Here is a 23,434-nt window from a genome sequence, read left to right as displayed (position 1 = left end):
CGACCCGCCGCGGAGCGAGACCGCACCGGGCCGTCGGGTCCGGAAGTCCTACTCCGCCACGGCGGCGAACGACGCGTCGATCAGCCACTCCACCGGGGCGCGGTCGTCGGTGTAGACGGGGCCGCCGTCGAGGCCGGGCTCGAGCCGGTCGGCGGCGGTGTCGGCCACCGGCCGGACGTCGGCGGGCAGGTCCGCCTCCCGCAGCTGCTCGCGGGGGTCGGCGTCGGAGGTGGTGGCCAGCAGCACGGTGTTGGTGTCGTCGACCGGGTCGCGCCACACGTTGGCCTCGCCGTAGACCGCGCGCATGGTGGCGGTCAGGACCTTCTCGAGGCGGTCGTTGCCGGGCACGTGCCCGACGTTGACGGTGACGGTGCCGCCGGGGTTCAGGCGGGCCCGGGTGACCTCGAAGAACTCCCGGGTGGTCAGGTACGCCGGGATGTAGGGCTGCCGGTAGGCGTCGAGCATGATGTTGTCGAAGGTGCGGTCGCTCTGCTGCAGCCACGGCCGTGCGTCGGCGGTGTGGGTGGTGATCCGGTCGCTGGTCATCCCGAAGTACTCGCGGCCGATCTCGCTCACCTTGTCGTCGAGCTCGACGCCGTCGACCCGGACGTCGGGGAAGTAGTGGGTCAGCCCGCGGGCCACGGTGCCGCCGGCGTTGCCGAGGATCGCGACGTCGGTCGGGCGGGTGTCGCTGGCGAACCCGGCCACGAGCATGGCGTCCCAGTAGCCGCCGAACAGGTAGTCGTCAGGCCGGTAGATGGAGTGGATGGCCTGGCCCTCGTTGAGCTCGAGCACCCGGGTGCCGGTGTCGGACTCGATGACGCGGGCGTACTGGTACTCCGTCTCGGCCTCGTCGATCACGCGGCCGGCGTCGGTGACGGTCTTGGTCGTGCCCGGGGGCACCACGATCAGCAGCGCGATGGCGGTGGTGACCACGATGCCGAGCACCCGGGCGGGGCCACGCAGCGCCGGCACGGAGACCAGCGCCAGCAGCAGCGAGAACACGAGGAAGGTCCGCTGGCTGCCGACCAGGGGGATCAGGACCAGGGTGGCGCCGAAGGTGCCGGTGAGGCTGCCGATGGTGCCGATGGCGTAGAGCCGGCCCGCGGTCTTGCCGGTGTCCTCGACGGCGTCGACCTTCAGCCGCACGGCGTACGGCGAGACCACGCCGAGCATCAGCACCGGCACGGCGATCATGGCGCCGACGCCGACCAGCGAGCCGAGGAACAGCCCGCCGGAGTACTCCGCGAAGGCGCGCACCGACTGCCGGAGGAAGGGTGCGGCCAGGAAGGGGACGGCCGCGAAGAAGACGCTGGAGGCCAGCACCCAGCGGGCCAGGCCCGACAGGGTGGGGTTGCGGTCGGCCAGCCGGCCGCCGAGGGCGTAGCCCACCGAGAGCGAGACCAGGGTGATGGCGATGGTGTTGGCCCACACGATGGTGCTGGCCCCGAACCACGGGGCGAGCAGCCGGGCGGCGGCGATCTCGGCGCCGAGGCTCGCGGTGCCGACCACGAAGACGATCAGCTCCAGCAGCCCGCGGGGAGGTCGGTGCGGGGTGGTGCCCGCGTCGGTCCTGGTCGCGCTGGTCGCCGTCACGCGGGCAACCTACCTGGGCGGCGGTGACGCCGAGCCCGTCGCGACCGGCCCCGGATCGACCCGACGGGCGGGCTGGCAGCGCGGGCACCAGTAGGTCGAGCGCTCCTGCCCGCGCGGCCCCTGGTCGCTGCGGCGCACGGTGGTGCCGCAGCGGGCGCAGGGCCCGCGGTGGCCGTAGACCCAGTAGCGGCGGCCCTGGGTGGTGGCGGCGCCGCCGGGTCCCCCGTCGCGGCGGCCCCGGGCGCCGGGGCGCGAGCGCAGGGCCACGGGGTCCTCGGTCGTCACCCGGAAGGGGCGGTCGCGGTTGGCCTCGAGCTGCTGCTTGGCCACCGCCACCACGGCCGCCAGGTCGGGGACCACGCCCACGGGGTCGGCCGGGTCGACGCCCGCCGCGAAGCAGACCTCGGACTTGAACACGTTGCCGATCCCGGCGAGCAGCCGCTGGTCGAGCAGGGCCTCCCCGAGCGGCCGGTCGGGACGGGCGGCCAGGCGCGCCACGGCGGCCTCGGCGTCCCAGTCGGGGCCGAGCAGGTCCGGCCCCAGGTGCCCGACCAGCCGGTCCTCGGCCTCCGTGCGGACCAGGTCGAGCAGCAGCGAGAACCCGACCGCCTCCGTCCCGCGGGTGCGCAGCACGACCCGGGCGGTGTGCCACGGCTTGCGCCAGCGGGCGCCGACCGGGTGCACCGACCAGGAGCCCTCCATCTTGAGGTGGCTGTGCAGCGTCAGCCCGGTGTCGAGGCGCACCAGGAGGTGCTTCCCGCGCGGCACCGTCTCGAGCACGGTCGCGCCCCGCAGGTCGACGGTCGCCAGCGACGGGATCCGCAGGTCGCTGCGGACCAGCTGCTGCCCGCTCAGCACCTGCAGCTTGCGCGCGGCGCGCACGATGCTGTCGCCCTCGGGCATCCTCAGCCCCGCACGCGCAGGCCGCGCGGGGTGGCGATGAACCCGGCCAGCTCCATCGCCCGGCGGACCGGCTCGGAGTCGTCGCCCAGGATGCTCGCGCCGTCGGCCTTCTCGACCACCAGGCGGCCCAGCGCACCGTCACGCACCGCCCGCCCGAGGGCCTCGATGGCCAGGGCCAGCAGCTGCTCGTCGGTGCGGTCGGCCCCGTCGGTGGCGAAGGTGAGCAGCGTCTTGCCGCCGCGCTCGACGTAGAGGGTCAGCTCGCCGTCGACCAGCACCACGACCGCGCCGGCCTTGCGTCCGGGCCGGTGGCCCGACTCCTGGGGCGGCCAGGGCAGCGCCGCGCCGTAGGGGTTGGCCGGATCGGTGGCGGCGAGCGCCACCGCCTGGGGCGGCACGGTGTCGCGGTCGCGCTGGGTGTCGCCGTGGGTGCGGAGCCGGTCGATCGCCCCGGAGGTGCCGAACTGGGCCGCGCCCAGCCCCTCCACGAAGTAGCCGCGGCGGCAGCGGCCGCTGTCCTCGAACGCCGCCAGCACCTTGTACGCCGCGGCGAACCCGCCCGGGGTCCGCTCGCTCATCACGGCACCGCGCGTCACGACGCCGTGGCGCTCCAGCAGGCTCTCGGCGATGGCGTGCATCCGCAGCGTGGGGTCCGTCTCGCGCTCGGGCAGCACGAACCAGCGCCCGGCCATGTCGGGCGGGGCCGCGCGCAGGGCGGCCGAGCTGAGGCGGGGCCGTCCGGGGCGGGCGCCACGGGTGCGGGGCGGCGTACGACGGACCTGGTGGGCGCTGCGACCGCTGCGGGTCAGCAGCCGCAGGGGGGCCAGGGTGTCGTTGCCCAGCCGGCCCGACCAGACCAGGTCCCAGATCGCGGCGGAGAGCGCCTTGTCGTCCGAGCTCCCGGCCGCCGTGGCCAGCTGGCGGAAGAAGAACGCGCCGCCGCCCTCCAGCGCGTCGAGCACGGCCTCGTGGCCGGGGGTGAGCTCCAGCTCGCCCACGTCGGGCAGGGTCAGCGGCGAGGAGTCGGCCAGGTGCAGCGAGACCCAGCCGTCGGCGCCGGGCAGGTCGCCGTGGCCGGCCCACACCACCTCGCCGGTGGAGGTCAGCTCGTCGAGCATGGCCGGCTGGTAGTCCGAGACCCGGGCCGGCAGCACCAGGGTCTCGAGCGCGCTGGCCGGCACCGCGCAGCCCGCGAGCTGCTCGACCACGGTCACGACGCCGTCGATGCCGCGCAGCCGGCTGGTCCGGCCGGTGGCCTGGGGGGACACGACGTGCTGCCAGGCGGGGGTGAAGCGGGCGAGCGCGGCTGGCTCGACGGGCTCGACCTCCTGGCGCAGCCGGGCGAGCGAGCGGCGCCGCAGCAGCCGCAGCACCTCGGCGTCGCACCACTCGGCGCCGCTGCCCTGGGGGCGGAACTCGCCCTCCATGACGCGGCCCTGGGCGGCGAGCCGGGCCAGGGTCTGGTGGCAGACCGCGACGCCGAGGCCCAGGCGGGCCGCGACCTCGGCGGCGGTGAAGGGGCCGTGGGTGCGGGCGTAGCGGCCGACCAGGTCGGCCAGCGGGTCCTCGACCGGCTCGGTGAAGACGTCGGGCACCCCCGGGGGCACCGGGACGCCGAGGCCGTCGCGCAGCCGGGCGACGTCCTCGACCACCGCGTGGCGCTGCTCGCCCGACATCAGCACGGGAACGACCCGGCGGGCGGAGACCAGCGACCCGATCCAGGTGGGCACCTGGTCGGGGTCCGAGCACCGGGCCCTGACCTCGTCGGTGGTGAGCGGGCCGAGCAGCCGCAGCAGGTCGGCGATGCCCTCGGCGTCCTTGGCCTGCCGGTGGGGCGCCAGCCGCTGCACCTCGGCCTCGACCTCGGCCAGCACCTCGGGGTCGAGGAGCTCGCGCAGCTCGGCGCGGCCGAGCAGCTCGGCCAGCAGTCCCTGGTCGAGGGTGAGGGCCGCGGCGCGGCGCTCGGCCAGGGGCGAGTCGCCCTCGTACATGAACGCCGCGACGTAGCCGAACAGCAGCGACTGCGCGAAGGGGGAGGGTCGCTGGGTCTGCACGTCGACCAGCCGCAGCCGCCGGTCGGCGATGCGCTGGTGCAGGGCCACCAGGGACGGCAGGTCGTAGACGTCCTGGAGCACCTCGCGGACCGTCTCGAGGATGATCGGGAACGACGGGTAGCGCGCGGCCACCTCGAGCAGCTGCGCCGATCGCTGCCGCTGCTGCCACAGCGGGGCGCGCCGGCCGGGGTCGCGTCGGGGGAGCAGCAGGGCGCGGGCGGCGCACTCGCGGAAGCGCGAGGCGAACAGGGCCGAGCCGCCCACCTCGTTGGTCACCAGCGGCTCGAGCTCGTCGGGCTCGAAGGCGACCAGCTCGGCCCCCGGCGGCTCCTGGTCGGTCTCGGGGATGCGCAGCACGATGCCGTCGTCGGTCGCCATCGCCTGGGCGTCGAGGCCGTAGCGCTCGCGCAGGCGCGCGTTGATGGCCAGCGCCCAGGGCGCGTGGACCGGGGTGCCGTAGGGGGAGTGGACCACCAGGCGCCAGTCACCCAGCTCGTCGCGGAACCGCTCGACGAGCAGCTGCTGGTCGTGGGGCACCGCGTTGGTGACCTCCATCTGCTCCTGGATCAGCGCGACGAGGTTCTGGGCGGCCCACTCGTCGAGCCCCGACGACCGGACCCGGTCGAGCGCCTGCTCGCGGGGCAGCGCCGACAGCTCGCGCGTGAAGGCGCCGATGGCCGCGCCCAGCTCGGCGGGACGGCCGAGGGTGTCGCCGGTCCAGAAGGGCAGCCGCCCGGGCTGGCCGGGCGCCGGCGCCACCAGCACCCGGTCGTGGGTGATGTCCTCGATGCGCCAGCTGGTCGTGCCCAGGGTGAAGACGTCGCCGATGCGGGACTCATAGACCATCTCCTCGTCGAGCTCGCCCACCCGCGAGGCCTTCTCGCCGACCAGGAAGACGCCGAACAGGCCGCGGTCGGGGATGGTGCCGCCGCTGGTGACGGCCAGCCGCTGCGCCCCGGGCCGGCCGGTCAGCTCGCCGCTGACCCGGTCCCACACCAGGCGCGGGCGCAGCTCGGCGAACTCGTCGCTGGGGTAGCGGCCCGAGAGCAGGTCGAGCGTCGCGTCGTAGGCGCTGCGGGGCAGCGTGGTGAACGGCGCGGAGCGGCGCACGACGTCGAACAGGTCGTCGGCCGACCACGCGTCCATGGAGGTCGCCGCCACGACCTGCTGCGCGAGCACGTCGAGCGGGCTGGCCGGCACGTGGAGCGCCTCGATGCCGCCCGAGCGCATCCGCTCGACCGCCACGGCGGAGGGGACCAGGTCGCCGCGGTGCTTGGGGAACAGCACGCCCCGGGAGACCTCGCCCACCTGGTGGCCGGCGCGGCCGACCCGCTGCAGCGCGCTCGCGACCGAGGGCGGCGACTCGATCTGGACCACGAGGTCGACCGCACCCATGTCGATGCCGAGCTCGAGGCTGCTGGTCGCCACGACGCAGGGCAGCCGCCCGCGCTTGAGGTCGTCCTCGATGATCGCCCGCTGCTCCTTGGAGACCGAGCCGTGGTGGGCGCGTGCGACCAGGGGAGCGGCGCCCTCGGATTGGCCCGACTGGGCCATCGTGTCCGCGGGGGTGCGGGTCGGGTCGGCGGCGTCCTCGGGGTCGAGGCCGGCCCGCTCGGCGGCCAGCTCGTTGAGCCGCGCCGTGAGCCGCTCGGCCAGCCGGCGGGAGTTGGCGAACACGATGGTGGAGGTGTGCTGCTCGACCAGGTCGAGCACGCGCGCCTCGACGTGGGGCCACAGCGACCCGGCCCGCGGGCCGTCGTCGCCGCCCTCGTCGCCGAGCTGGGTCATGTCCTCGACCGGCACCACGACCGTGAGGTCCCACTGCTTCTGCGACGGCGGTGCCACCACCTCGACCGGGGCCGAGCCACCCAGGAAGCGCGCCACCTCGTCGATCGGGCGCACGGTGGCCGAGAGACCCACCCGCTGGGCCGGCTTGTCGAGCAGCTCGTCGAGGCGCTCCAGGGAGAGCGCGAGGTGGGCGCCGCGCTTGGTGCCGGCCACCGCGTGGACCTCGTCGAGGATGACGGTCTCGACCCCGCGCAGCGCCTCGCGGGCCTGCGAGGTGAGCATCAGGAACAGCGACTCGGGGGTGGTGATGAGGATGTCGGGCGGCGAGGTCTGGATCCGGCGGCGCTCCTGCGCCGGGGTGTCGCCGGAGCGCACGCCGACCCGGATCTCGGGCACCTCGGCGCCGAGCCGCTCGGCGGTCTGGCGGATGCCGACGAGCGGGGCGCGCAGGTTGCGCTCGACGTCGACGGCCAGCGCCTTGAGGGGCGAGACGTAGAGCACCCGGCAGCGGTGCTGCTTGTCCTCGGGGGGCGGCGTGGTCGCGAGCCGGTCGATCGACCAGAGGAAGGCCGAGAGCGTCTTGCCCGAGCCCGTGGGGGCCACCACCAGCGCGTGCCGGCCCTGCGAGATCGCCTCCCAGGCACCCAGCTGGGCCGGTGTGGGTGCGGCGAAGGCCGCGCCGAACCACGCCTGGGTCGACTCGCTGAACTGGTGCACCTGCCCATCCTGCCGGAGGGCACCGACAGCCCCGGGCGAGGACGGGTCAGTCGGCGAAGCGCTGCTCGAGCGCGCGGACCTCCGGCAGGCCGATCAGGTCGGTGAAGTCGTCGAAGGTGGGCAGGGTGTCCATCACCGAGAGCGGCGAGCGCTCCTCGGCGATGGTGCGCAGCACGCCCTGGACGGCCGCGGTGGCCGCGAGCAGGGTGGCGATCGGGTAGAGCACGAGCGAGAAGCCGAGCTCGCGGACCCGCTCGAAGGGCAGCGGGGGCGTGCGGCCGCCCTCGGCCCAGTTGAACACGAGCGGGGCGACGCCGTGGAGCTCGCGGGCGACCGTGGCGATGTCGTCCTCGCTGGTCGGGGCCTCCACGAACAGCACGTCGGCGCCGGCGTCGGCGAAGGCCCGCGCCCGCTCGATGGCGTCGTCGAGGCCGTGGACCGCAGCGGCGTCGGTGCGGGCGACGAGCACCAGGTCGGGGTCGCGGCGGGCCTCGACGGCGGCCCGGATCTTGCCGACCATCTCCTCGCGCGGGACCACCACCTTGCCGCTCATGTGGCCGCACTTCTTGGGCATCACCTGGTCCTCGAGGTGCAGCGCGGCCACGCCGGCCTGCTCGTAGGCGCGCACGGTGTGGATCACGTTGATGGCGTTGCCGTAGCCGGTGTCGGCGTCGGCGATGACCGGCCGGTCGACGGCGTCGACGAGGCGCCGCACCTGGTCGACCATGTCGCCGGCGGAGAGCAGCCCGACGTCGGGGCGCCCGATCCGCGAGGCGCTGGTGCCGAAGCCGGTCATGTAGACCGCGTCGAAGCCGGCCTGCTCGACCAGCCGCGCCGACAGGGCGTCGTACGCCCCGGGCGCGATCAGGGGCTCGGGGCCGGCGAGCAGCTCGCGCAGCCGCGCGCGCGGCGTGCCGGACGGGGTCTCGGAGGTGCTGACCAGGTCTCCCACGACGGTTCCTCTCGACGAGCGCGACGCGCGGCCCCGCCCCGCACCGGGCCAACCTAGTGCGGGCACTGTCAGACCTTCCGATGACTTCGGCGGCCGGGACCGGTCTGAGGTGACGCACGGGCCGTCGGCGCCCGGTGGGAAGGTGGTCGCATGACGGACGCGGTGCGTGCAGAGGGCCTGGTCAAGACCTACGGCAAGGTCTCGGCGCTGGCCGGGCTGGACCTGGTGGTGCCCGAGGGCACGGTGCTGGGCGTGCTCGGCCCCAACGGGGCGGGCAAGACGACCGCCGTCAAGGTGCTCACCACCCTGGTGCGGCCCGACGCGGGCCGGGCCAGCGTGGCCGGGATCGACGTGCTGGCCGACCCGGCGGGGGTGCGGGGCCTGATCGGCGTCTCGGGCCAGTACGCCGCCGTCGACGAGTACCTCACCGGCTTCGAGAACCTCGACATGATCGGCCGGCTCTACCACCTCGGCGCCCGGGCCAGCCGCGCCCGGGCCCGCGAGCTGCTCGAGCAGTTCGACCTCGCCGACGCGGGCGACCGCGTCGCCAAGGGCTACTCCGGCGGCATGCGGCGCCGCCTCGACCTCGCGGGAGCGCTGGTCGCGCGGCCGCCGGTGCTGTTCCTCGACGAGCCCACCACCGGCCTCGACCCGCGCAGCCGCACCTCGATGTGGGAGGTGATCCGAGGCCTCGTCGCGGGCGGCACCTCGCTGCTGCTGACGACGCAGTACCTCGAGGAGGCCGACCTGCTCGCCGACAACATCGTCGTGGTCGACCACGGCCGCGTCATCGCCGAGGGCAGCGCCGACGAGCTCAAGGCGCAGGTCGGGGGAGAGCGGCTGCAGATCACCGTCAGCGACCCCGACCGGCTGGCCCGGGCCGAGGAGCTGCTCACGCCCCTGGCCGTGGGACCGGTCGTGCGGGAGGACGAGCGCCGCAGCCTGCTGGTCCCCGTCAGCGGGGGCGCCAGCCGGCTGGCCGACGCCCTGCGGCTGCTCGACACCGAGTCCGTCGCCGTGGACGACGTCGGGCTGCGTCGCCCCACCCTCGACGACGTCTTCCTCAGCCTCACCGGCCGCGACTCAGCGGCCGCCACCGAGCCCGGCCACCACTCCGACACGGAGGCCTCCGCATGAGCGCCCTGACCGCCTTCTCCGACGGCCTCGTCGTCGCCAAGCGCAACCTCATCAAGGTCAAGCGGGTCCCCGACCTGCTGGTCTTCACGACCCTGTCGCCGATCATGTTCGTGCTGCTCTTCGCCTACGTCTTCGGCGGCGCGATCGACCAGGGCGGCGACGGCAGCGGCTACCGCGAGTTCCTCATCGCCGGCATCTTCGCCCAGACCGTCGTGTTCGGCTCGACGATCACCGGCGCGGGCATCGCCGAGGACGTCCAGAAGGGCATCATCGACCGCTTCCGCACGCTGCCGATGTCGCCCTCGGCCGTGCTCTTCGGCCGCACCCTGTCCGACGTCGTCAACAACGTCATCGTGCTGGTGGTGATGTCGGCGACCGGCCTGCTGGTCGGCTGGCGGATCCGCGACGGGTTCTGGCACGCCCTGGTCGGCTACCTGCTGCTGCTCGTCTTCGCCTACGCCATCTCGTGGATCATGGCGCTGGTCGGGCTGCTGGTCCCCAGCCCCGAGGTCGTCAACAACGCCTCGTTCATCATCATCTTCCCGCTCACCTTCATCGCCAACACCTTCGTGCAGCTGGAGACCCTCCCCGGGCCGCTGCGCACCTTCGCCGAGTGGAACCCGATCTCGGCGGTGACGCAGGCGGCGCGGGAGAACTTCGGCAACGTGCCGCCCGGGGGAGGGCTCTCGACCCCGTCGTGGGCGCTGCAGAACCCCGAGCTCTACACCCTGATCTGGTCGGCCGTCGTGCTGCTCGTCTTCGTCCCGCTCACCTCGCGCCGCTACCAGCGCGCGACCAGCCGCTGACGCCGGTGGGCGCGAGCGGGCGCCGGGGGCGGCGGAAAAGCCGGTGCGGGCTGTCGGTGGGCGTGGCTAGGGTCGGTCGGCGTGACTGACTCCCACGCCGTCGCGGGCGACGCCATGATCCGGGCCCGCGGGCTGCGCAAGTCGTTCGGCGACTTCGAGGCGGTGACCGGCATCGACGTCGACGTCACCCGCGGCGAGGCGTTCGGCTTCCTCGGGCCCAACGGGGCGGGCAAGTCCTCGACGATGCGCATGGTCGCGGCCGTCTCGCCCGTCAGCGGTGGCGAGCTGCGGATCCTGGGCCTGGACCCGGCGACCGACGGCCCCGAGATCCGCTCGCGGATCGGGGTGTGCCCGCAGGAGGACACGCTCGACAACGAGCTCAACGTCTACGACAACCTCTACATCTACGGCCGCTACTTCGGCATCCCGCGCGCCGAGGTGCGGCGGCGGTGCGACGAGCTGCTCGAGTTCGTGCAGCTCACCGAGAAGGCGCGCGCCAAGGTCGAGGACCTCTCGGGCGGCATGAAGCGGCGCCTCACCATCGCCCGCTCCCTGGTCAACCGGCCCGAGGTGCTCCTGCTCGACGAGCCGACCACCGGCCTGGACCCGCAGGCCCGCCACGTCGTGTGGGACCGGTTGTTCCGGCTCAAGCAGCAGGGCGTGACGCTGGTGCTGACCACGCACTACATGGACGAGGCCGAGCAGCTCTGCGACCGCCTCGTGGTGATGGACAAGGGCCGGATCGTGGCGGAGGGGTCGCCGCTGCAGCTGATCAAGGAGCACTCCACCCGCGAGGTCGCCGAGCTCCGCTTCGGCACCGGCGAGCACGAGGAGGTCGCACCGAGGATCGCGGACCTCGCCGAGCGCGTGGAGGTGCTGCCCGACCGGATCCTGCTCTACGCCGCGGACGGTGAGGCCGCCATCGCCGCGGTCCACCGCCGCGGGCTCGACCCCGTGATGTCGCTGGTGCGGCGCTCCTCGCTCGAGGACGTCTTCCTGCGCCTCACCGGACGGACCCTGGTCGACTGATGAGCACCCGCACGCCGCCCCGCACGCCGGCCCCCCGCACCGCGTCCTCCCGCACCCTGGCCCCCCGCATGGCCGACTACTGGTGGACGGTCTACAAGCGCACCTGGAAGGGCAGCGTCGTCTCGTCGTTCGTGACGCCGCTGCTCTACGTCGTCGCGATGGGGGTGCTGCTGGGTGGGTTCATCCAGGGCGACCCCGACCAGCTCGAGGGGGCGACGACCTACCTGGCCTTCGTGGTCCCCGGCATGCTCGCCGCCCAGTCGATGCAGCTGGTCTTCGGCGAGCTGACCTACCCCGTGATGTCGGGGGTGAAGTGGCACAAGACCTACTTCGCGATGACGGCCACGCCGCTGGCGGTGCGCGACGTGGTGCAGTCGCAGGTCGCGTTCGTGCTGTTCCGGGTGGCGCTGACGTCGGCCGTCTTCTGCCTCGTGGTGGCGCCGTTCGGGGTGTTCGCGACCTGGTGGGGCGCGCTGCTGGCCTTCCTGGTGCAGCCGCTGGTGGCGCTGGCCTTCGCGACGCCGGTGTTCGCGCTCTCGGCCCACCTCAAGGACGAGACCGGGTTCTCGCTGGTGTTCCGGCTCGGCATGATCCCGATGTTCCTGTTCTCCGGCGCCTTCTTCCCGGTCGCCAACCTCTCGCCCGTGCTGGAGGTCCTGGCCCGGCTCACGCCGCTGTGGCACGGCGTCGACCTGACCCGGATGCTGACCGTCGACCGGTTCGACCCGCTGCTGGCGCTCGTCCACGTCGCCTACCTGGTCGGCCTGGCCGCCCTCGGCTACGTCCTGGTGCTGCGCTTCCTCGGACGCAGGCTCGCCTCGTGACGCCGGTGACGCGCGCCGCGGCGACCGCACAGGGCCACCGGCTGACCTCCCTGGGGGCGGTCGGGCTGCTGGTCCAGCGCAACTACGTCGTCTACCGCGGGGCCTGGTGGATCTTCCTGTCCGGCTTCCTGGAGCCGGTCTTCTACCTGTTCTCCATCGGCGTCGGCGTCGGCCAGCTGGTGCAGGGCTTCACCTTCCACGGCGAGGTCATCGGCTACGCCGCGTTCGTCGCGCCGGGGATGCTCGCGGCGTCGGCGATGAACGGCGCGCTGCTCGACTCGACGTTCAACTTCTTCTTCAAGCTGAAGTACGCCAAGACCTTCGAGCAGATGCTGGCCACGCCGCTGTCGACCCGCGACATCGCCCGCGGCGAGCTGGCGTGGTCGCTGCTGCGCGGCGGCGCCTACTCGCTGGCGTTCCTGCTGATCATGGTGGCGATGGGCCTGGTCGGCTCGTGGTGGGCGGTGCTGGTGCTGCCGGCCGCGCTGCTCATCGGGGTCGCGTTCGGGGCGGTCGGGATGGCGCTGACGACCTACATGCGGTCCTGGCAGGACTTCGAGTACGTCACCCTCGCGACGCTGCCGCTCTTCCTGTTCTCGGCGACCTTCTTCCCGGTGACGGCCTTCCCGGCCTGGCTGCAGTGGGTGATCGAGGCGACACCGCTCTACCGGGGCGTGGTGCTGGTGCGCGAGCTGACCACCGGCGTGCTGACGGTCGACTCGCTCGTCTCGGTGGTCTACCTCGGCCTGATGACCCTCGCCGGCATGCTCGTGGTCTCGCGCCGCCTCGACCGCCTGCTCCTCGGCTGAGGAGGGGGCGTGCCGCTGCTCGACCCGCTCCTGGCCCGCGTGCGCGCCGTGCGCGCCGAGGTGCGCGCCTGGAACGTCACCGCCCGGGAGGCGCACGACCACCACCCCGCCGACCGCCACGTGCCGCCCGGGGGTGCCCACTTCGTGCGGGCCGTCGACGTCGACGCCGACCCGGCGACGACCTGGCGCTGGCTGTGCCAGCTCAGCGTGGCTCCCTACAGCTACGACCTCGTCGACAACCTCGGCCGCCTCAGTCCCTCGAGCCTCACGCCCGGGGCGGAGCGGCTCGAGCTCGGCCAGCACTTCCTCATCGGCCCGGTCGTCGAGCTCGAGGTGGGCCAGCGGGTCGTCACCGCCGCCCGGGGCCTGGGCCGGCGGGTGTGCGGTCCGGTGGCGATGAGCTACGAGGTGGTGCCGGGACGCCTCACCCGCAGCCGGATCCTGGTCTGCCTGGCGGTGGGACCGCCGCGCGCGCCGCTGCGCGCGGCCGACCTCGCCTGGCAGCGGCTGCTGGGGGCCGGGGACCTGGTGATGATGCGCCACCAGCTGCACCGCCTGCGCGGGCTCGCCGAGGGCAGCAGCGACGGGTGACCGCGGGGTTGGCAGACTGCGGCCATGACTGACCGGCCCACGAGCCCGACCCCCCGCGTCGCCGTGATCGGTGGCAGCGGGTTCTACGAGTTCCTCGAGAACCCCACCACCGTCACCGTCGAGACGCCGTACGGCGCCCCCTCCGCCCCGATCGCGGTCGGCGAGGTGGCGGGTCGCCCGGTGGCGTTCCTGCCCCGCCACGGGAAGGGCCACCAGCACCCGCCCACCCAGATCCCCTACCGGGCCAACCTGTGGGCGCTGAAGTCCCTCGGTGTCGAGCAGGTGCTGGCGCCCTGCGCCGTCGGCGGCCTGCAGCCCGAGACCCAGCCGGGGACGCTCGTGGTGCCCGACCAGCTGGTCGACCGCACCACCCGGCGGGTGCAGACCTACGTCGAGACCGGGGCCTGCCACGCGCCCTTCGCCGACCCCTACTGCCCCGACCTGCGGGGCGCGCTGGTCGCGGCGGCGGGGGAGGGCACCCTCACCGAGGGCGCCATGGTCGTGATCGAGGGCCCGCGCTTCTCGACCCGGGCCGAGTCGCAGAGCTACGCCCGCGAGGGCTGGACCATCGTGAACATGACCGGTCACCCCGAGGCCGTCCTGGCCCGCGAGCTGGGCCTCTGCTACGCCACGATCGCGCTGGTCACCGACATGGACGCCGGGGTCAGCGCCGAGGAGTCGGTCGACCAGGCGCAGGTGTTCGCGCTGTTCGAGCGCCACATCGGGCGCCTGAAGGAGATGCTCGGACAGGTCGTGGCCGAGCTGCCCCCGGTCGGGTCCTGCGGGTGCGCCGACTGGCTGGCCGACGTGGACCTGCCCTTCGAGCTCCCCGGTCCCGACGCACGGACGGAGGTCTGAGGTGAAGGTCCTGCTGACCGGCTCCTTCGGCTTCATCGGCGCCGCCATCGACCGCCAGCTCACCGAGCGCGGCGACGAGGTCGTCCGGGTCGACGCCGTCATCCCCCAGGCGCACGACGGCACCGCGGAGGTGCCCGACGACGTCCACCGGCTCGACGTGCGCGACGCCGTCGAGTGGGCCTCGCTGCTCGACGGGGTCGACGTGGTCTGCCACCAGGCGGCCATGGTCGGCGCGGGCGTCACCGTCGCCGACATGCCGCTGTACGCCGGCCACAACGACCTCGGCACGGCCGCCCTGCTGGCCGCGATGCACGACCGCGGCGTCGACGCGCTCGTGATGGCCAGCTCGATGGTCGTCTACGGCGAGGGCCGCTACACCTGCGAGGAGCACGGCCGCCAGGCGCCCGGCGTACGCCGTCGGGCTGCGCTGGACGCCGGCGACTTCGACAACCACTGCCCGCACTGCGGGCGGGCGCTCGGCTGGGAGCTGGTCCCCGAGGACGCGCGGCTGGACCCCCGCAGCAGCTACGCCGCCAGCAAGCTCGCCCAGGAGCACTACGCCTACGCCTGGGTGCGCCAGGCCGGGGCGCGGGCCATCGGGCTGCGCTACCACAACGTCTACGGCCCCGGGATGCCCCGCGACACCCCCTACAGCGGGGTGGCGGCGATCTTCCGCTCCTCGCTCGAGGCCGGCCAGGCCCCGAAGGTCTTCGAGGACGGCGGCCAGATGCGTGACTTCGTCCACGTCGACGACGTCGCCCGGGCCAACCTCGCGTCGATCGACGCCGTGGTGGGCCGCGAGCCCGAGTCGTGGTCGGCGTACAACGTCAGCTCCGGCACGCCCGTGCCGATCCTGCGGGTCGCCGAGCTGCTCTCGCAGGCCGCCGGGGGAGCAGCTCCGCAGGTGACCGGCGACTACCGGCCCGGTGACGTGCGCCACGTGGTGGCCTCGCCCGAGCTGGCGGCGGCCGAGCTCGGCTTCCGCGCCCAGGTCACCCCTGAGCAGGGCATCGAGGAGTTCGCGTCCGCCCCGCTGCGCTGAGGCGTCGGCGGCGCGCTGGTCGGCGCGAAGAGCCACGCGGCTGGGGGCGTCCCACTACGTTGGTCGTCGTGGCTACCCCTGACGTGGTCTGTGACGTGGTGATCCCCTGCCGCGACGAGGCCCCCGCGCTGCCGGACCTGCTGGCCAAGGTGCCGGCCGGCTTCCGGCCCATCGTGGTGGACAACGGGTCGCGGGACGACACCGCCGAGGTCGCCCGCCGGCTGGGGGCGCTGGTGGTGGTCGAGCCGCGCCCCGGCTACGGCGCGGCGGTCCACGCGGGCATCGAAGCCGCGACCGCGGGGTACGTGGCCGTCATGGACGGCGACGGATCGATGGACCCTGCCCAGCTGCAGGGGCTGCTGGAGGAGGTCCGCAGCGGCCGCGCCGACCTCGCCGTGGGCCGCCGCCGCCCCGTCCGGGCCGGCGTCTGGCCCTGGCACGCCCGCCTCGGCAACAGCCTCGTGCTGTGGTGGCTGCGTCGCAAGATCGGGCTGCCGCTGCACGACATCGCCCCGATGCGCGTCTCCGGCCGCCAGGCCATGCTCGACCTCGGCATCGAGGACCGCCGCTTCGGCTACCCCGTCGAGCTGCTGCAGCGTGCCGGGCAGGCGCACTGGCGCTTCGTCGAGCAGGACATCGACTACCACCCCCGCGCCGAGGGCACGAAGTCCAAGGTCTCCGGCTCCGTCGTCGGCACGGTGCGCACCGCGCGCGACTTCGCCCGGGTGCTCTCGTGACCGGCGGCCACTGTCCGCCGGCGGTCGTGCTGGTCGTGGCCAAGGCCCCGGTGCCCGGCCGCGTCAAGACGCGCCTGGGCGCCGTCGTCGGCATGGAGGCGGCCGCCGACCTCGCCGCCGCCGCGCTGCTCGACACGCTCGAGGCCTGCTGGACGGCGTACGGCGCGGGGCGCTGCCACCTCGCGCTCGACGGTGACCTGGCCGAGGGGCTCCGCTCCGAGGACCTGCTCGCCGCCACGGCTGCCTGGACGGTCCATCCCCAGCGCGGCGAGGGTCTCGCCGAGCGTCTCGCCGCGGCCCACCGCGACGTCGCGTCCTCGGCCGGCGCCCCCGTGGTGCAGGTCGGCATGGACACCCCGCACGCCCCGGCTGCGGTGCTCCGCGGCGCGGGGGAGATGATGACCCACCAGGACGACGCGGTCCTCGGTCCTGCCCTCGACGGCGGCTGGTGGTTGCTCGGCGTAGCCGGCCCCCACCTCGTCGCCCACCTCCCGGAGGTCCCCATGTCCACCGACGCCACCGGCGTGCTGACCCGCGCCGCGCTCGAGCGCGCCGGCGCCCGGGTCCAGCAGGTCGACCCCCTGCGCGACGTCGACGAGGAGGCCGACGCCCTCGCGGCGGCGGCTGCCGCGCCCGACAGCCGGTTCGCCCGTGCGCTGGCGCACAGCCGGGGCGGGGTGGCCCGATGAGCACCGCCGAGTTCCTCCCGGAGTCCGAGACCCGGTCGCTGCGGGCCGAGGAGCCCCACGTCCACGCCACCTTCAGCGAGCTCTTCGCCGACGCCCTGCGCGGCGTGCCGTGCAGCGTGCGCGGGGTGTACGCCGACGAGGAGCTCCTCCCCGTCCACCACTGGCTGCGTCCCGCCGACCGCTCCGACCGCGCCCTGCTGCAGCTGTGCGAGGGCGCCACGATGGACGTCGGGTGCGGACCCGGCCGGATGAGCGCCTACCTGCGCGAGCTCGGCAACCACGTGCTCGCCGTCGACATCGTCCGCGAGGCCGTCGAGCAGGCGCGTCGTCGCGGAGTCCCGGCCCTGCGGCGCAACGTCTTCGACCCGATGCCCGGCGAGGGCCACTGGGACAGCGTGCTGCTCGCCGACGGCAACATCGGCATCGGCGGCTCCCCGATCGAGCTGCTGCGCCGCTGCGGCGAGCTGGTCCACCGGTCCGGCCGCGTCGTGGTCGACCTCGAGGCCCCGGGCACCGGCCTGCGCACCCACGAGGCGCGCCTGGTGAGCCAGGGTCGCCGCACCTCGCTGTTCCCCTGGGCCCAGGTGGGCACCGACGCCATCGAGCACGTGGCGGCCTCCGCGCACCTCGTCGTCGAGCGGCTCGGTGAGCACCACGGACGCTGGTTCGCCGTGCTCACCCACTAGGACCCCGGACCATGCCATCGATGGTGCCGATCCCGCGCGAGGAGTCGTTCAGCTCCCGGCTGCGTGACACCTCCGTCACGGCCCGGGTCGGCAGCTGGCTCGGCCTGTGCTTCGGCGTCTGCTTCCTCACCGGCCTCTACAGCCACTGGTACTACCTGGGCGCCGGCGGCCTCGTGCCGCCGACCGGCCCCACCTGGGGCTACCGCGTCACCCAGGGGCTGCACGTGCTGACCGGCATCGCGGCGATCCCGCTGCTGCTGGTCAAGCTGTGGTCGGTCTACCCGAAGCTGTTCGTGGCGCTGCCGCCGCTGCGCGACGTGCGCGCGGTCGTGCTCAGCGCCCTGGAACGGCTCTCGATCGCGGTGCTGGTCGCGGCCTCGGTCTTCCAGCTCGTCGTCGGCCTGGCCAACTCCGCGCAGTGGTACCCCTGGTCGTTCTCCTTCCGCGCCAGCCACTACGCCGGCGCCTGGGTGGCGATCGGCGCGCTGCTGGTCCACGTCGCGGTCAAGCTGCCGGCCATCCGCGAGGGGTACGCCGCACGGCTCGACGCCGAGCCGCCCTCGGGCACCACCGGTCCGAGCCGCCGCACCGTCGTGCGGGCCGCGCTGCTGGCCTCCGCGGTCGCCGTGCTCGCCAACGCGGGCGGCACGGTGCCGCTGCTGCGCCGGGTCTCGGTGCTGGCCGTCCGGTCCGGTGAGGGCCCCCAGGGCGTGCCGGTCAACCGCTCGGCCCAGGCCGCGGGGGTGACCACGACCGCGCGGGCCGAGGACTACCGGCTCACGGTCGCGGGTCCCGGCGGCGAGGTCGAGCTCACCCGGGCCGAGCTCGAGGCGATGGAGCAGCGCACCCACGACCTGCCGATCGCCTGCGTCGAGGGGTGGAGCGCCGGGGCGACCTGGACCGGCGTACGCCTGGGGGACCTGCTGGACCTCGTCGACGCCCCGGCCGACGCCGTGGTGCGGGTGCGCTCGCTGCAGACGCGGGGGTCCTTCGGGTCCTCGGAGCTGCCGCCGTCGTTCGCCCGGCACCCGCACACCCTGCTGGCGCTGCGGCTGCACGGCGAGGAGCTGAGCCTGGACCACGGCTACCCCTGCCGCCTGATCGCACCCAACCGCCCCGGCGTGATGCAGACCAAATGGGTCACCCGCGTGGAGGTGGTCGCGTGAGCGGCAGCGCCTCGCGCCGGGTGCGGCCCGAGGTGGCCGTGCGGGCCGTCGTGGGCCTGCTGGGCCTGGCCGCGGCGGCGTACGGCGCGGTGCTGCTGCTCGGGCTGGACGGCGCCGACCTGCTCGACACCGTGCTGTGGATGGCGGGCGGGGTCGTGCTCCACGACGCGGTCGTCGCCCCGCTGACGGTGCTCGCGACCGTGCTGCTGGTGCGGGTGGTGCCGGCGTCCTGGCGGACCTCGCTCACCGTCGGGCTGGTGGTCCTGCTGGGGGTCACGGCGACGGCGGTGCCGGTGCTGGGCCGCTTCGGCGCCCGGTCGGACAACCCGACCCTGCTCGACCGTGACTACACCGGGGGCTGGCTGCTGCTGGCCGCGGCGGTGCTGCTGCTCGCGCTGGTGGTGCCGGTCGTCGCGCGCCGGGTCAGAGCAGCTGGTGGACCAGGAGCCCCACGGCGCCGATGACCGTGCCGGCCACGGCGATCACGATCGGGCTGCGCCGGTCGCGCCCGGCCTCGGCCTGGGGACGTCGGGGCACCAGCGAGACCACCATCGCGACCAGGGCGAGCACGCCCACCAGGGACCCGACCACCGTCGGGACGCTGGGTCCCGAGCCGGAGCTGCTGACGGTGCCGGCGACGGTGTAGCAGACCGCGCAGGTGAGCGCGGCGGTGATGATGGCCGGGAAGGGGAGCGGTCCGGACCGCAGCTGCAGGAAGGCGGCGACCAGCAGCGCGACGGCGACGAGCACCACCACGACCGTTCCCAGCGACCCCATCGTGCTCCTCCCGGCAGTGGCCGGACCCGGCGTCCGGCCTGCCCATGGTCTACACGATCGGGGGTGGCGGCACGACCACCGGTGCCTCCGGTCGGGGCGGTGGGGGCGCTCTGGCAGCATCACCAGGGTGAGGCACACCGAGTTCTGGACGCGCATGGACGCCGCCCTCGGCGACGGCTACGCCCGGCTGTGGGCCGAGTCGCACGTGCTGGCCTCGCTCGGTGGCCGCAGCGCGACCGAGGCGCTGGACGCGGGGGAGGCGCCCAAGGTGGTGTGGCGCGCGGTGTGGGCCGAGCTCGGGCTGCCGTCCACCGACCGCTAGGCGGGCGTCCACCCAGCCGTCACGCAACCGTGATCCGCCAGGCCTCCCGGGCGGGGCGACGGCGCGGTTAGGGTCACCGGGTCCCGCTCGGGGATCCCACTCGGAGGATCAGGAGAACCAGTCCATGCCGCACCGCACGCGACGCCTCACCGGCGTCCTCGCCGCCGGGGCCCTGGCCCTGTCGACCCTGGCCACGCTCTCGACGCTCGGCGCGACCACGGCCGACGCCGCGAGCCAGGCGACGGCCAAGCCCGCCAAGCCCAAGCCGGGCAAGCCGAAGCCCGGCAAGCCCAAGCCCGGCCCCGGGTGGCCCGGTCAGCCCGGCCGCTACGAGAAGGTGCAGCTGCTGTCGTTCAACGACTTCCACGGCAACCTCGAGCCCCCGGCCGGGTCGAGCGGTCGCAACACCACCGGCTACACCGTGGCCGACGGCAAGCCCCCGGTGGCCACGACCACCGACGCGGGCGGCGCGGAGTACCTCGCCACTACGCTCGAGCAGGCCCGCCAGGGCCACCCGAACAGCCTCACCGTGGCGGCCGGCGACCTCATCGGCGCCTCGCCGCTGCTCTCGGCGGCGTTCCACGACGAGCCCGCGGTCGAGTCGCTCAACCAGCTGGGCCTCGACGTCAGCGCCGTGGGCAACCACGAGTTCGACGAGGGCTACCAGGAGCTCCAGCGGATGGCGGCCGGCGGCTGCCTCGACGACGGCGACGGCGCCAACAACCAGGACTCCTGCCCCGACGGCACCTTCGCCGGAGCCGACTTCGACTGGCTGGCCGCCAACGTGACGTACGCCGGCACCGGGCAGACGATCCTGCCGCCGTACGCCATCGAGCAGGTCGGCAAGGCCAAGATCGGCTTCATCGGCATGACGCTCGAGGAGACCCCCGACATCGTCACGGCCAGCGGCGTGGCCGGCCTGGAGTTCCACGACGAGGTGCAGACCGCCAACGCGCTGGTGCCGGTGCTGCGCCGCAAGGGCGTCAACGCCATCGTGGTGCTGGTGCACCAGGGCGGCACCCCGAAGAACGTCCAGCTCGGCACCGACCCGGCGACCGGCAAGCCCTACACGGTCGCCCCGGCGTACGACTACACCTGCGGCAAGGGTGGCTCCCTCGACCCGATCTCGCCGATCCTGCCGATCGCCGAGGGTCTCGACCCCGCCATCGACATGGTCGTCTCGGGCCACACCCACCAGCCCTACGTCTGCGACGTCGCGGACCCCGCCGGCAACCCCCGGCTCGTCACCTCCGCCTCGTCGTTCGGCCGCCTGGTCACCGAGACCAACCTGACCTACGACAAGGCCACCCGCGACATCGTCCGGGCGAGCGTCGAGGGCTCCAACCTGCAGGTCACCCGCACGGTGCCCAAGGACCCGGCGCAGACCGCCCTGATCGCCCGCTACAAGGAGCTGGTGCGCCCCATCGCCAGCAAGGTGCTCGGCACCATCGGGGCCGACGTCACCACCACCCCCTCGGCCACGGGGGAGAGCGCCCTGGGCGACCTGATCGCCGACGCCCAGCTCGCCGACGACTCGGTCGTCACGGGCGGCGAGGAGCCGGTGATCGCCTTCATGAACCCCGGTGGCATCCGCACCAACCTGGTCCGCGCCAACCAGGCGTACGACGAGCAGGTCGGCGAGGTCACCTACTCCGAGGCCTTCGCGGTGCAGCCGTTCAACAACTTCCTGGTCTCGATGAGCCTCACCGGCCAGCAGGTCTACGACCTCCTGGCCCAGCAGGTGACCGGCGCCAACGCGGCCAGCCGCAAGGTGCTGCAGGTCAGCGAGGGCTTCTCCTACCGGCTGACCCCGACCGGGGCGGCCGAGGGCAGCGTGACCCTGGACGGCACGCCGATCGACAAGGCGGCGACCTATCGCATCGTGACCAACAACTTCCTCTCCGACGGGGGTGACGGGTTCCCGGCGTTCAAGGACGGCACGGGCAAGTACTACGGCGGCCTCGACATCGACGCGTTCGCCGACCACCTGCAGTCGGTCTCGCCGTACACCCCGGGGCCGCTGGACCGGATCACGCAGTAGCCCCACCCGCTCCACGCAGCACCTCGCACGCCGGCCCACCGATCTCGGTGGGTCGGCGTGTCACGTTGGCGGTCGAACACGTGTTCGTACTACCGTCGTGTCCACAGGCAGGGGTCGGGACGTGGTTCTCCACAGCACGGCCAGCAGCACCGAGGACTGTCGGTGCCGGCCCCTAACGTCTGGCAGGACACGAGGTCAGACCCGCGCCGACCGGCGCACGAGAAACGAGGAAGTCCCATGGCTGCTGCCGCCAACAACCGTGACAAGGCGCTCGACGTAGCGCTGGCCAACATCGAGAAGCAGTTCGGCAAGGGCTCGGTGATGCGGCTCGGCGACGAGACCCGCGCGCCGCTCGAGATCATCCCCACCGGGGCGATCTCCCTCGACATCGCGCTGGGCCTCGGTGGTCTGCCTCGCGGTCGCGTCGTGGAGATCTACGGCCCGGAGTCCTCCGGCAAGACGACGGTCGCGCTGCACGCGGTGGCCAACGCCCAGGCCGCCGGCGGCATCGTGGCCTTCATCGACGCCGAGCACGCGCTCGACCCGGAGTACGCCCAGCGCCTCGGCGTCGACACCGACGCCCTGCTGGTCTCGCAGCCCGACTCGGGCGAGCAGGCGCTGGAGATCGCCGACATGCTGATCCGCTCCGGCGCGCTGGACCTGATCGTCATCGACTCGGTGGCCGCGCTCGTGCCCCGCGCCGAGATCGAGGGCGAGATGGGCGACAGCCACGTCGGCCTCCAGGCACGGCTGATGAGCCAGGCGCTGCGCAAGATGACCGGCGCGCTCAACAACTCCGGCACCACGGCCATCTTCATCAACCAGCTCCGCGAGAAGATCGGCGTCATGTTCGGCTCGCCCGAGACCACGACCGGTGGTCGCGCGCTGAAGTTCTACTCCTCCGTGCGCCTCGACGTGCGACGCATCGAGACGCTCAAGGACGGCACCGACATGGTCGGCAACCGGACCCGCGTCAAGGTCGTCAAGAACAAGGTGGCCCCGCCCTTCAAGCAGGCCGAGTTCGACATCATGTACGGCCTGGGCATCAGCCGCGAGGGCGGCCTGATCGACGTGGGCGTCGAGCAGGGCCTCGTCCGCAAGGCCGGCGCCTGGTACACCTACGAGGGCGACCAGCTGGGCCAGGGCAAGGAGAACGCCCGCACCTTCCTGCGCGACAACCCCGACCTGGCCAACGAGATCGAGAAGAAGATCCTCGAGAAGCTCGGCATCGGCGCCAAGGTCGACAAGCCCGCCGACGGGTTCAAGGCCGACGGCGGCATCGACCCCGACGGCATCGACTTCTAGTCGTGGTGGGGGAGCACGGCTCTCGGCGGGCCTCCCGCTCCCGGGGGCGGACCCCACGTGAGCCGTCCCCCGGGCTGGACACCGGTCCGGAGGCCGACCCCGAGTCGGTCGCCCGGACGATCCTGCTCAACCAGCTGACGGGCCGGGCCCGCACCCGGGCCGAGCTGGCGACCAAGCTGGCCGACCGCGAGGTCCCCGACGACGTCGCCGGTCGGCTGCTCGACCGCTTCACCGAGGTCGGGCTCATCGACGACGCCGCCTTCGCCCGCGACTGGGTCGAGCAGCGGCAGTCGGGGCGAGGCCTGGCCCGCCGGGCGCTGGCCCAGGAGCTGCGCCGCAAGGGCATCGACGACGAGGTCGCCCGCGAGGCGCTCGACGAGGTCGACGACGACGACGAGGAGCAGGCGGCCCGCCAGCTCGTGCGTGGCCGGATGCGCACGGTGGGCCGTCTCGAGCACGACAAGGCCGTACGTCGCATGGTGGGCATGCTGGCCCGCAAGGGCCACTCCAGCGGGGTCGCCTTCCGCGTCGTCAAGGAGGAGCTCGCTGCCCACGGCGTCGAGACCGCCGACGAGGGCCTCGACGGTCCGTGACGAGCAGCGTCG

Annotated in this window: 22 protein-coding genes; 17 read left to right on the top strand and 5 right to left on the bottom strand. The window is 73.9% G+C overall.

The genetic code is table 11. The annotated features are described in order from the left end of the window. Positions 1 to 48: 48 nt before the first annotated feature. From BLU55_RS08745 to BLU55_RS08730, 4 genes are read right to left on the bottom strand one after another with little or no spacing between them, the layout of a single operon-like run. Complete coding sequence (locus BLU55_RS08745) at positions 49 to 1,596, bottom strand: spermidine synthase (RefSeq protein ID WP_231917117.1); 1,548 nt, start codon at positions 1,594 to 1,596, stop codon at positions 49 to 51. Positions 1,597 to 1,605: 9 nt separating this feature from the next. Beyond that, entirely contained in the window at positions 1,606 to 2,499 is an 894-nt protein-coding gene (locus tag BLU55_RS08740) for a DNA-formamidopyrimidine glycosylase family protein (RefSeq protein ID WP_091728543.1), read from the bottom strand. Between the two features lie 2 nt (positions 2,500 to 2,501). Then, the gene (locus BLU55_RS08735; protein ID WP_091728540.1) at positions 2,502 to 7,058 is read right to left on the bottom strand and encodes an ATP-dependent helicase; all 4,557 of its coding nucleotides are present in this window, start codon (positions 7,056 to 7,058) and stop codon (positions 2,502 to 2,504) included. Between the two features lie 46 nt (positions 7,059 to 7,104). After that, on the bottom strand, positions 7,105 to 8,010 hold the full coding sequence (locus BLU55_RS08730) for an isocitrate lyase/PEP mutase family protein (protein WP_091728537.1): 906 nt from the start codon (positions 8,008 to 8,010) through the stop codon (positions 7,105 to 7,107). Between the two features lie 150 nt (positions 8,011 to 8,160). Here BLU55_RS08730 and BLU55_RS08725 point away from each other — a divergent pair, with 150 nt between their 5' ends. The 13 genes from BLU55_RS08725 (at position 8,161) to BLU55_RS08665 (ending at position 18,848) form a co-directional block, all read left to right on the top strand. Beyond that, positions 8,161 to 9,147 carry an ATP-binding cassette domain-containing protein gene (locus BLU55_RS08725; RefSeq protein ID WP_091728535.1) on the top strand — a complete coding sequence of 329 codons (987 nt, stop codon included), beginning with the start codon at positions 8,161 to 8,163 and terminating at the stop codon, positions 9,145 to 9,147. Beyond that, positions 9,144 to 9,953, top strand: a complete 810-nt coding sequence (locus tag BLU55_RS08720; RefSeq protein ID WP_091728532.1) for an ABC transporter permease — start codon at positions 9,144 to 9,146, stop codon at positions 9,951 to 9,953. Before BLU55_RS08725 ends, BLU55_RS08720 begins: the two co-directional genes overlap by 4 nt. An 81-nt stretch (positions 9,954 to 10,034) precedes the next feature. Beyond that, a complete protein-coding gene (locus BLU55_RS08715; protein WP_456237709.1) occupies positions 10,035 to 10,982 on the top strand; it encodes an ABC transporter ATP-binding protein in 948 nt (315 codons plus the stop codon). After that, positions 10,982 to 11,806 carry an ABC transporter permease gene (locus tag BLU55_RS08710; RefSeq protein WP_091728530.1) on the top strand — a complete coding sequence of 275 codons (825 nt, stop codon included), beginning with the start codon at positions 10,982 to 10,984 and terminating at the stop codon, positions 11,804 to 11,806. Before BLU55_RS08715 ends, BLU55_RS08710 begins: the two co-directional genes overlap by 1 nt. Then, on the top strand, positions 11,803 to 12,615 hold the full coding sequence (locus BLU55_RS08705) for an ABC transporter permease (RefSeq protein ID WP_231917116.1): 813 nt from the start codon (positions 11,803 to 11,805) through the stop codon (positions 12,613 to 12,615). The genes BLU55_RS08710 and BLU55_RS08705 overlap by 4 nt, the downstream gene beginning before the upstream one ends. Positions 12,616 to 12,624: 9 nt before the next feature. Beyond that, complete coding sequence (locus BLU55_RS08700; protein WP_091728527.1) at positions 12,625 to 13,206, top strand: hypothetical protein; 582 nt, start codon at positions 12,625 to 12,627, stop codon at positions 13,204 to 13,206. 24 nt (positions 13,207 to 13,230) lie between these two features. Then, entirely contained in the window at positions 13,231 to 14,064 is an 834-nt protein-coding gene (locus BLU55_RS08695) for an S-methyl-5'-thioadenosine phosphorylase (protein ID WP_091728525.1), read from the top strand. A 1-nt stretch (position 14,065) separates the two neighbouring features. Next, positions 14,066 to 15,106 carry an NAD-dependent epimerase/dehydratase family protein gene (locus tag BLU55_RS08690; RefSeq protein ID WP_091728522.1) on the top strand — a complete coding sequence of 347 codons (1,041 nt, stop codon included), beginning with the start codon at positions 14,066 to 14,068 and terminating at the stop codon, positions 15,104 to 15,106. Between the two features lie 68 nt (positions 15,107 to 15,174). Further along, positions 15,175 to 15,843: a glycosyltransferase family 2 protein gene (locus BLU55_RS08685; RefSeq protein ID WP_197681135.1), complete on the top strand. Its 669-nt coding sequence runs from the start codon at positions 15,175 to 15,177 to the stop codon at positions 15,841 to 15,843. Then, the gene (locus BLU55_RS08680; protein ID WP_197681134.1) at positions 15,840 to 16,532 is read left to right on the top strand and encodes a TIGR04282 family arsenosugar biosynthesis glycosyltransferase; all 693 of its coding nucleotides are present in this window, start codon (positions 15,840 to 15,842) and stop codon (positions 16,530 to 16,532) included. The genes BLU55_RS08685 and BLU55_RS08680 overlap by 4 nt, the downstream gene beginning before the upstream one ends. Then, on the top strand, positions 16,529 to 17,218 hold the full coding sequence (locus BLU55_RS08675; RefSeq protein WP_091728517.1) for a methyltransferase domain-containing protein: 690 nt from the start codon (positions 16,529 to 16,531) through the stop codon (positions 17,216 to 17,218). The genes BLU55_RS08680 and BLU55_RS08675 overlap by 4 nt, the downstream gene beginning before the upstream one ends. A 20-nt stretch (positions 17,219 to 17,238) precedes the next feature. Next, complete coding sequence (locus BLU55_RS08670; RefSeq protein ID WP_091728514.1) at positions 17,239 to 18,384, top strand: molybdopterin-dependent oxidoreductase; 1,146 nt, start codon at positions 17,239 to 17,241, stop codon at positions 18,382 to 18,384. After that, positions 18,381 to 18,848, top strand: coding sequence for a hypothetical protein (locus BLU55_RS08665; RefSeq protein ID WP_091728512.1), 468 nt, complete (start codon positions 18,381 to 18,383; stop codon positions 18,846 to 18,848). The genes BLU55_RS08670 and BLU55_RS08665 overlap by 4 nt, the downstream gene beginning before the upstream one ends. Here the strand turns inward: BLU55_RS08665 and BLU55_RS08660 are convergent. Then, positions 18,808 to 19,161: a hypothetical protein gene (locus BLU55_RS08660; RefSeq protein WP_157682805.1), complete on the bottom strand. Its 354-nt coding sequence runs from the start codon at positions 19,159 to 19,161 to the stop codon at positions 18,808 to 18,810. The genes BLU55_RS08665 and BLU55_RS08660 overlap by 41 nt on opposite strands. A 127-nt stretch (positions 19,162 to 19,288) precedes the next feature. Between BLU55_RS08660 and BLU55_RS08655 the strand changes: the two genes are divergently transcribed. The 4 genes from BLU55_RS08655 to BLU55_RS08640 all read left to right on the top strand — a co-directional run bounded on the left by BLU55_RS08655 (position 19,289) and on the right by BLU55_RS08640 (position 23,422). Continuing rightward, positions 19,289 to 19,483 (top strand): DUF3046 domain-containing protein, encoded by a 195-nt coding sequence (locus tag BLU55_RS08655; protein ID WP_091728506.1) that lies wholly within the window; start codon positions 19,289 to 19,291, stop codon positions 19,481 to 19,483. Positions 19,484 to 19,607: 124 nt separating this feature from the next. After that, positions 19,608 to 21,524 carry a bifunctional metallophosphatase/5'-nucleotidase gene (locus BLU55_RS08650; RefSeq protein ID WP_091728503.1) on the top strand — a complete coding sequence of 639 codons (1,917 nt, stop codon included), beginning with the start codon at positions 19,608 to 19,610 and terminating at the stop codon, positions 21,522 to 21,524. 237 nt (positions 21,525 to 21,761) lie between these two features. Beyond that, positions 21,762 to 22,829, top strand: a complete 1,068-nt coding sequence (gene recA, locus BLU55_RS08645; protein WP_091728500.1) for a recombinase RecA — start codon at positions 21,762 to 21,764, stop codon at positions 22,827 to 22,829. Positions 22,830 to 22,831: 2 nt separating this feature from the next. After that, the gene (locus BLU55_RS08640) at positions 22,832 to 23,422 is read left to right on the top strand and encodes a regulatory protein RecX (protein WP_231917115.1); all 591 of its coding nucleotides are present in this window, start codon (positions 22,832 to 22,834) and stop codon (positions 23,420 to 23,422) included. The last annotated feature ends 12 nt before the right edge of the window (positions 23,423 to 23,434 follow it).

Origin of the sequence: Nocardioides scoriae, assembly GCF_900104965.1 — a bacterium.
Taxonomy (GTDB): Bacteria; Actinomycetota; Actinomycetes; order Propionibacteriales; family Nocardioidaceae; genus Marmoricola; species Marmoricola scoriae.
The sequence above is the reverse complement of the archived record's forward strand: the minus strand, read 5'-3'. Positions and strand labels throughout refer to the sequence as shown.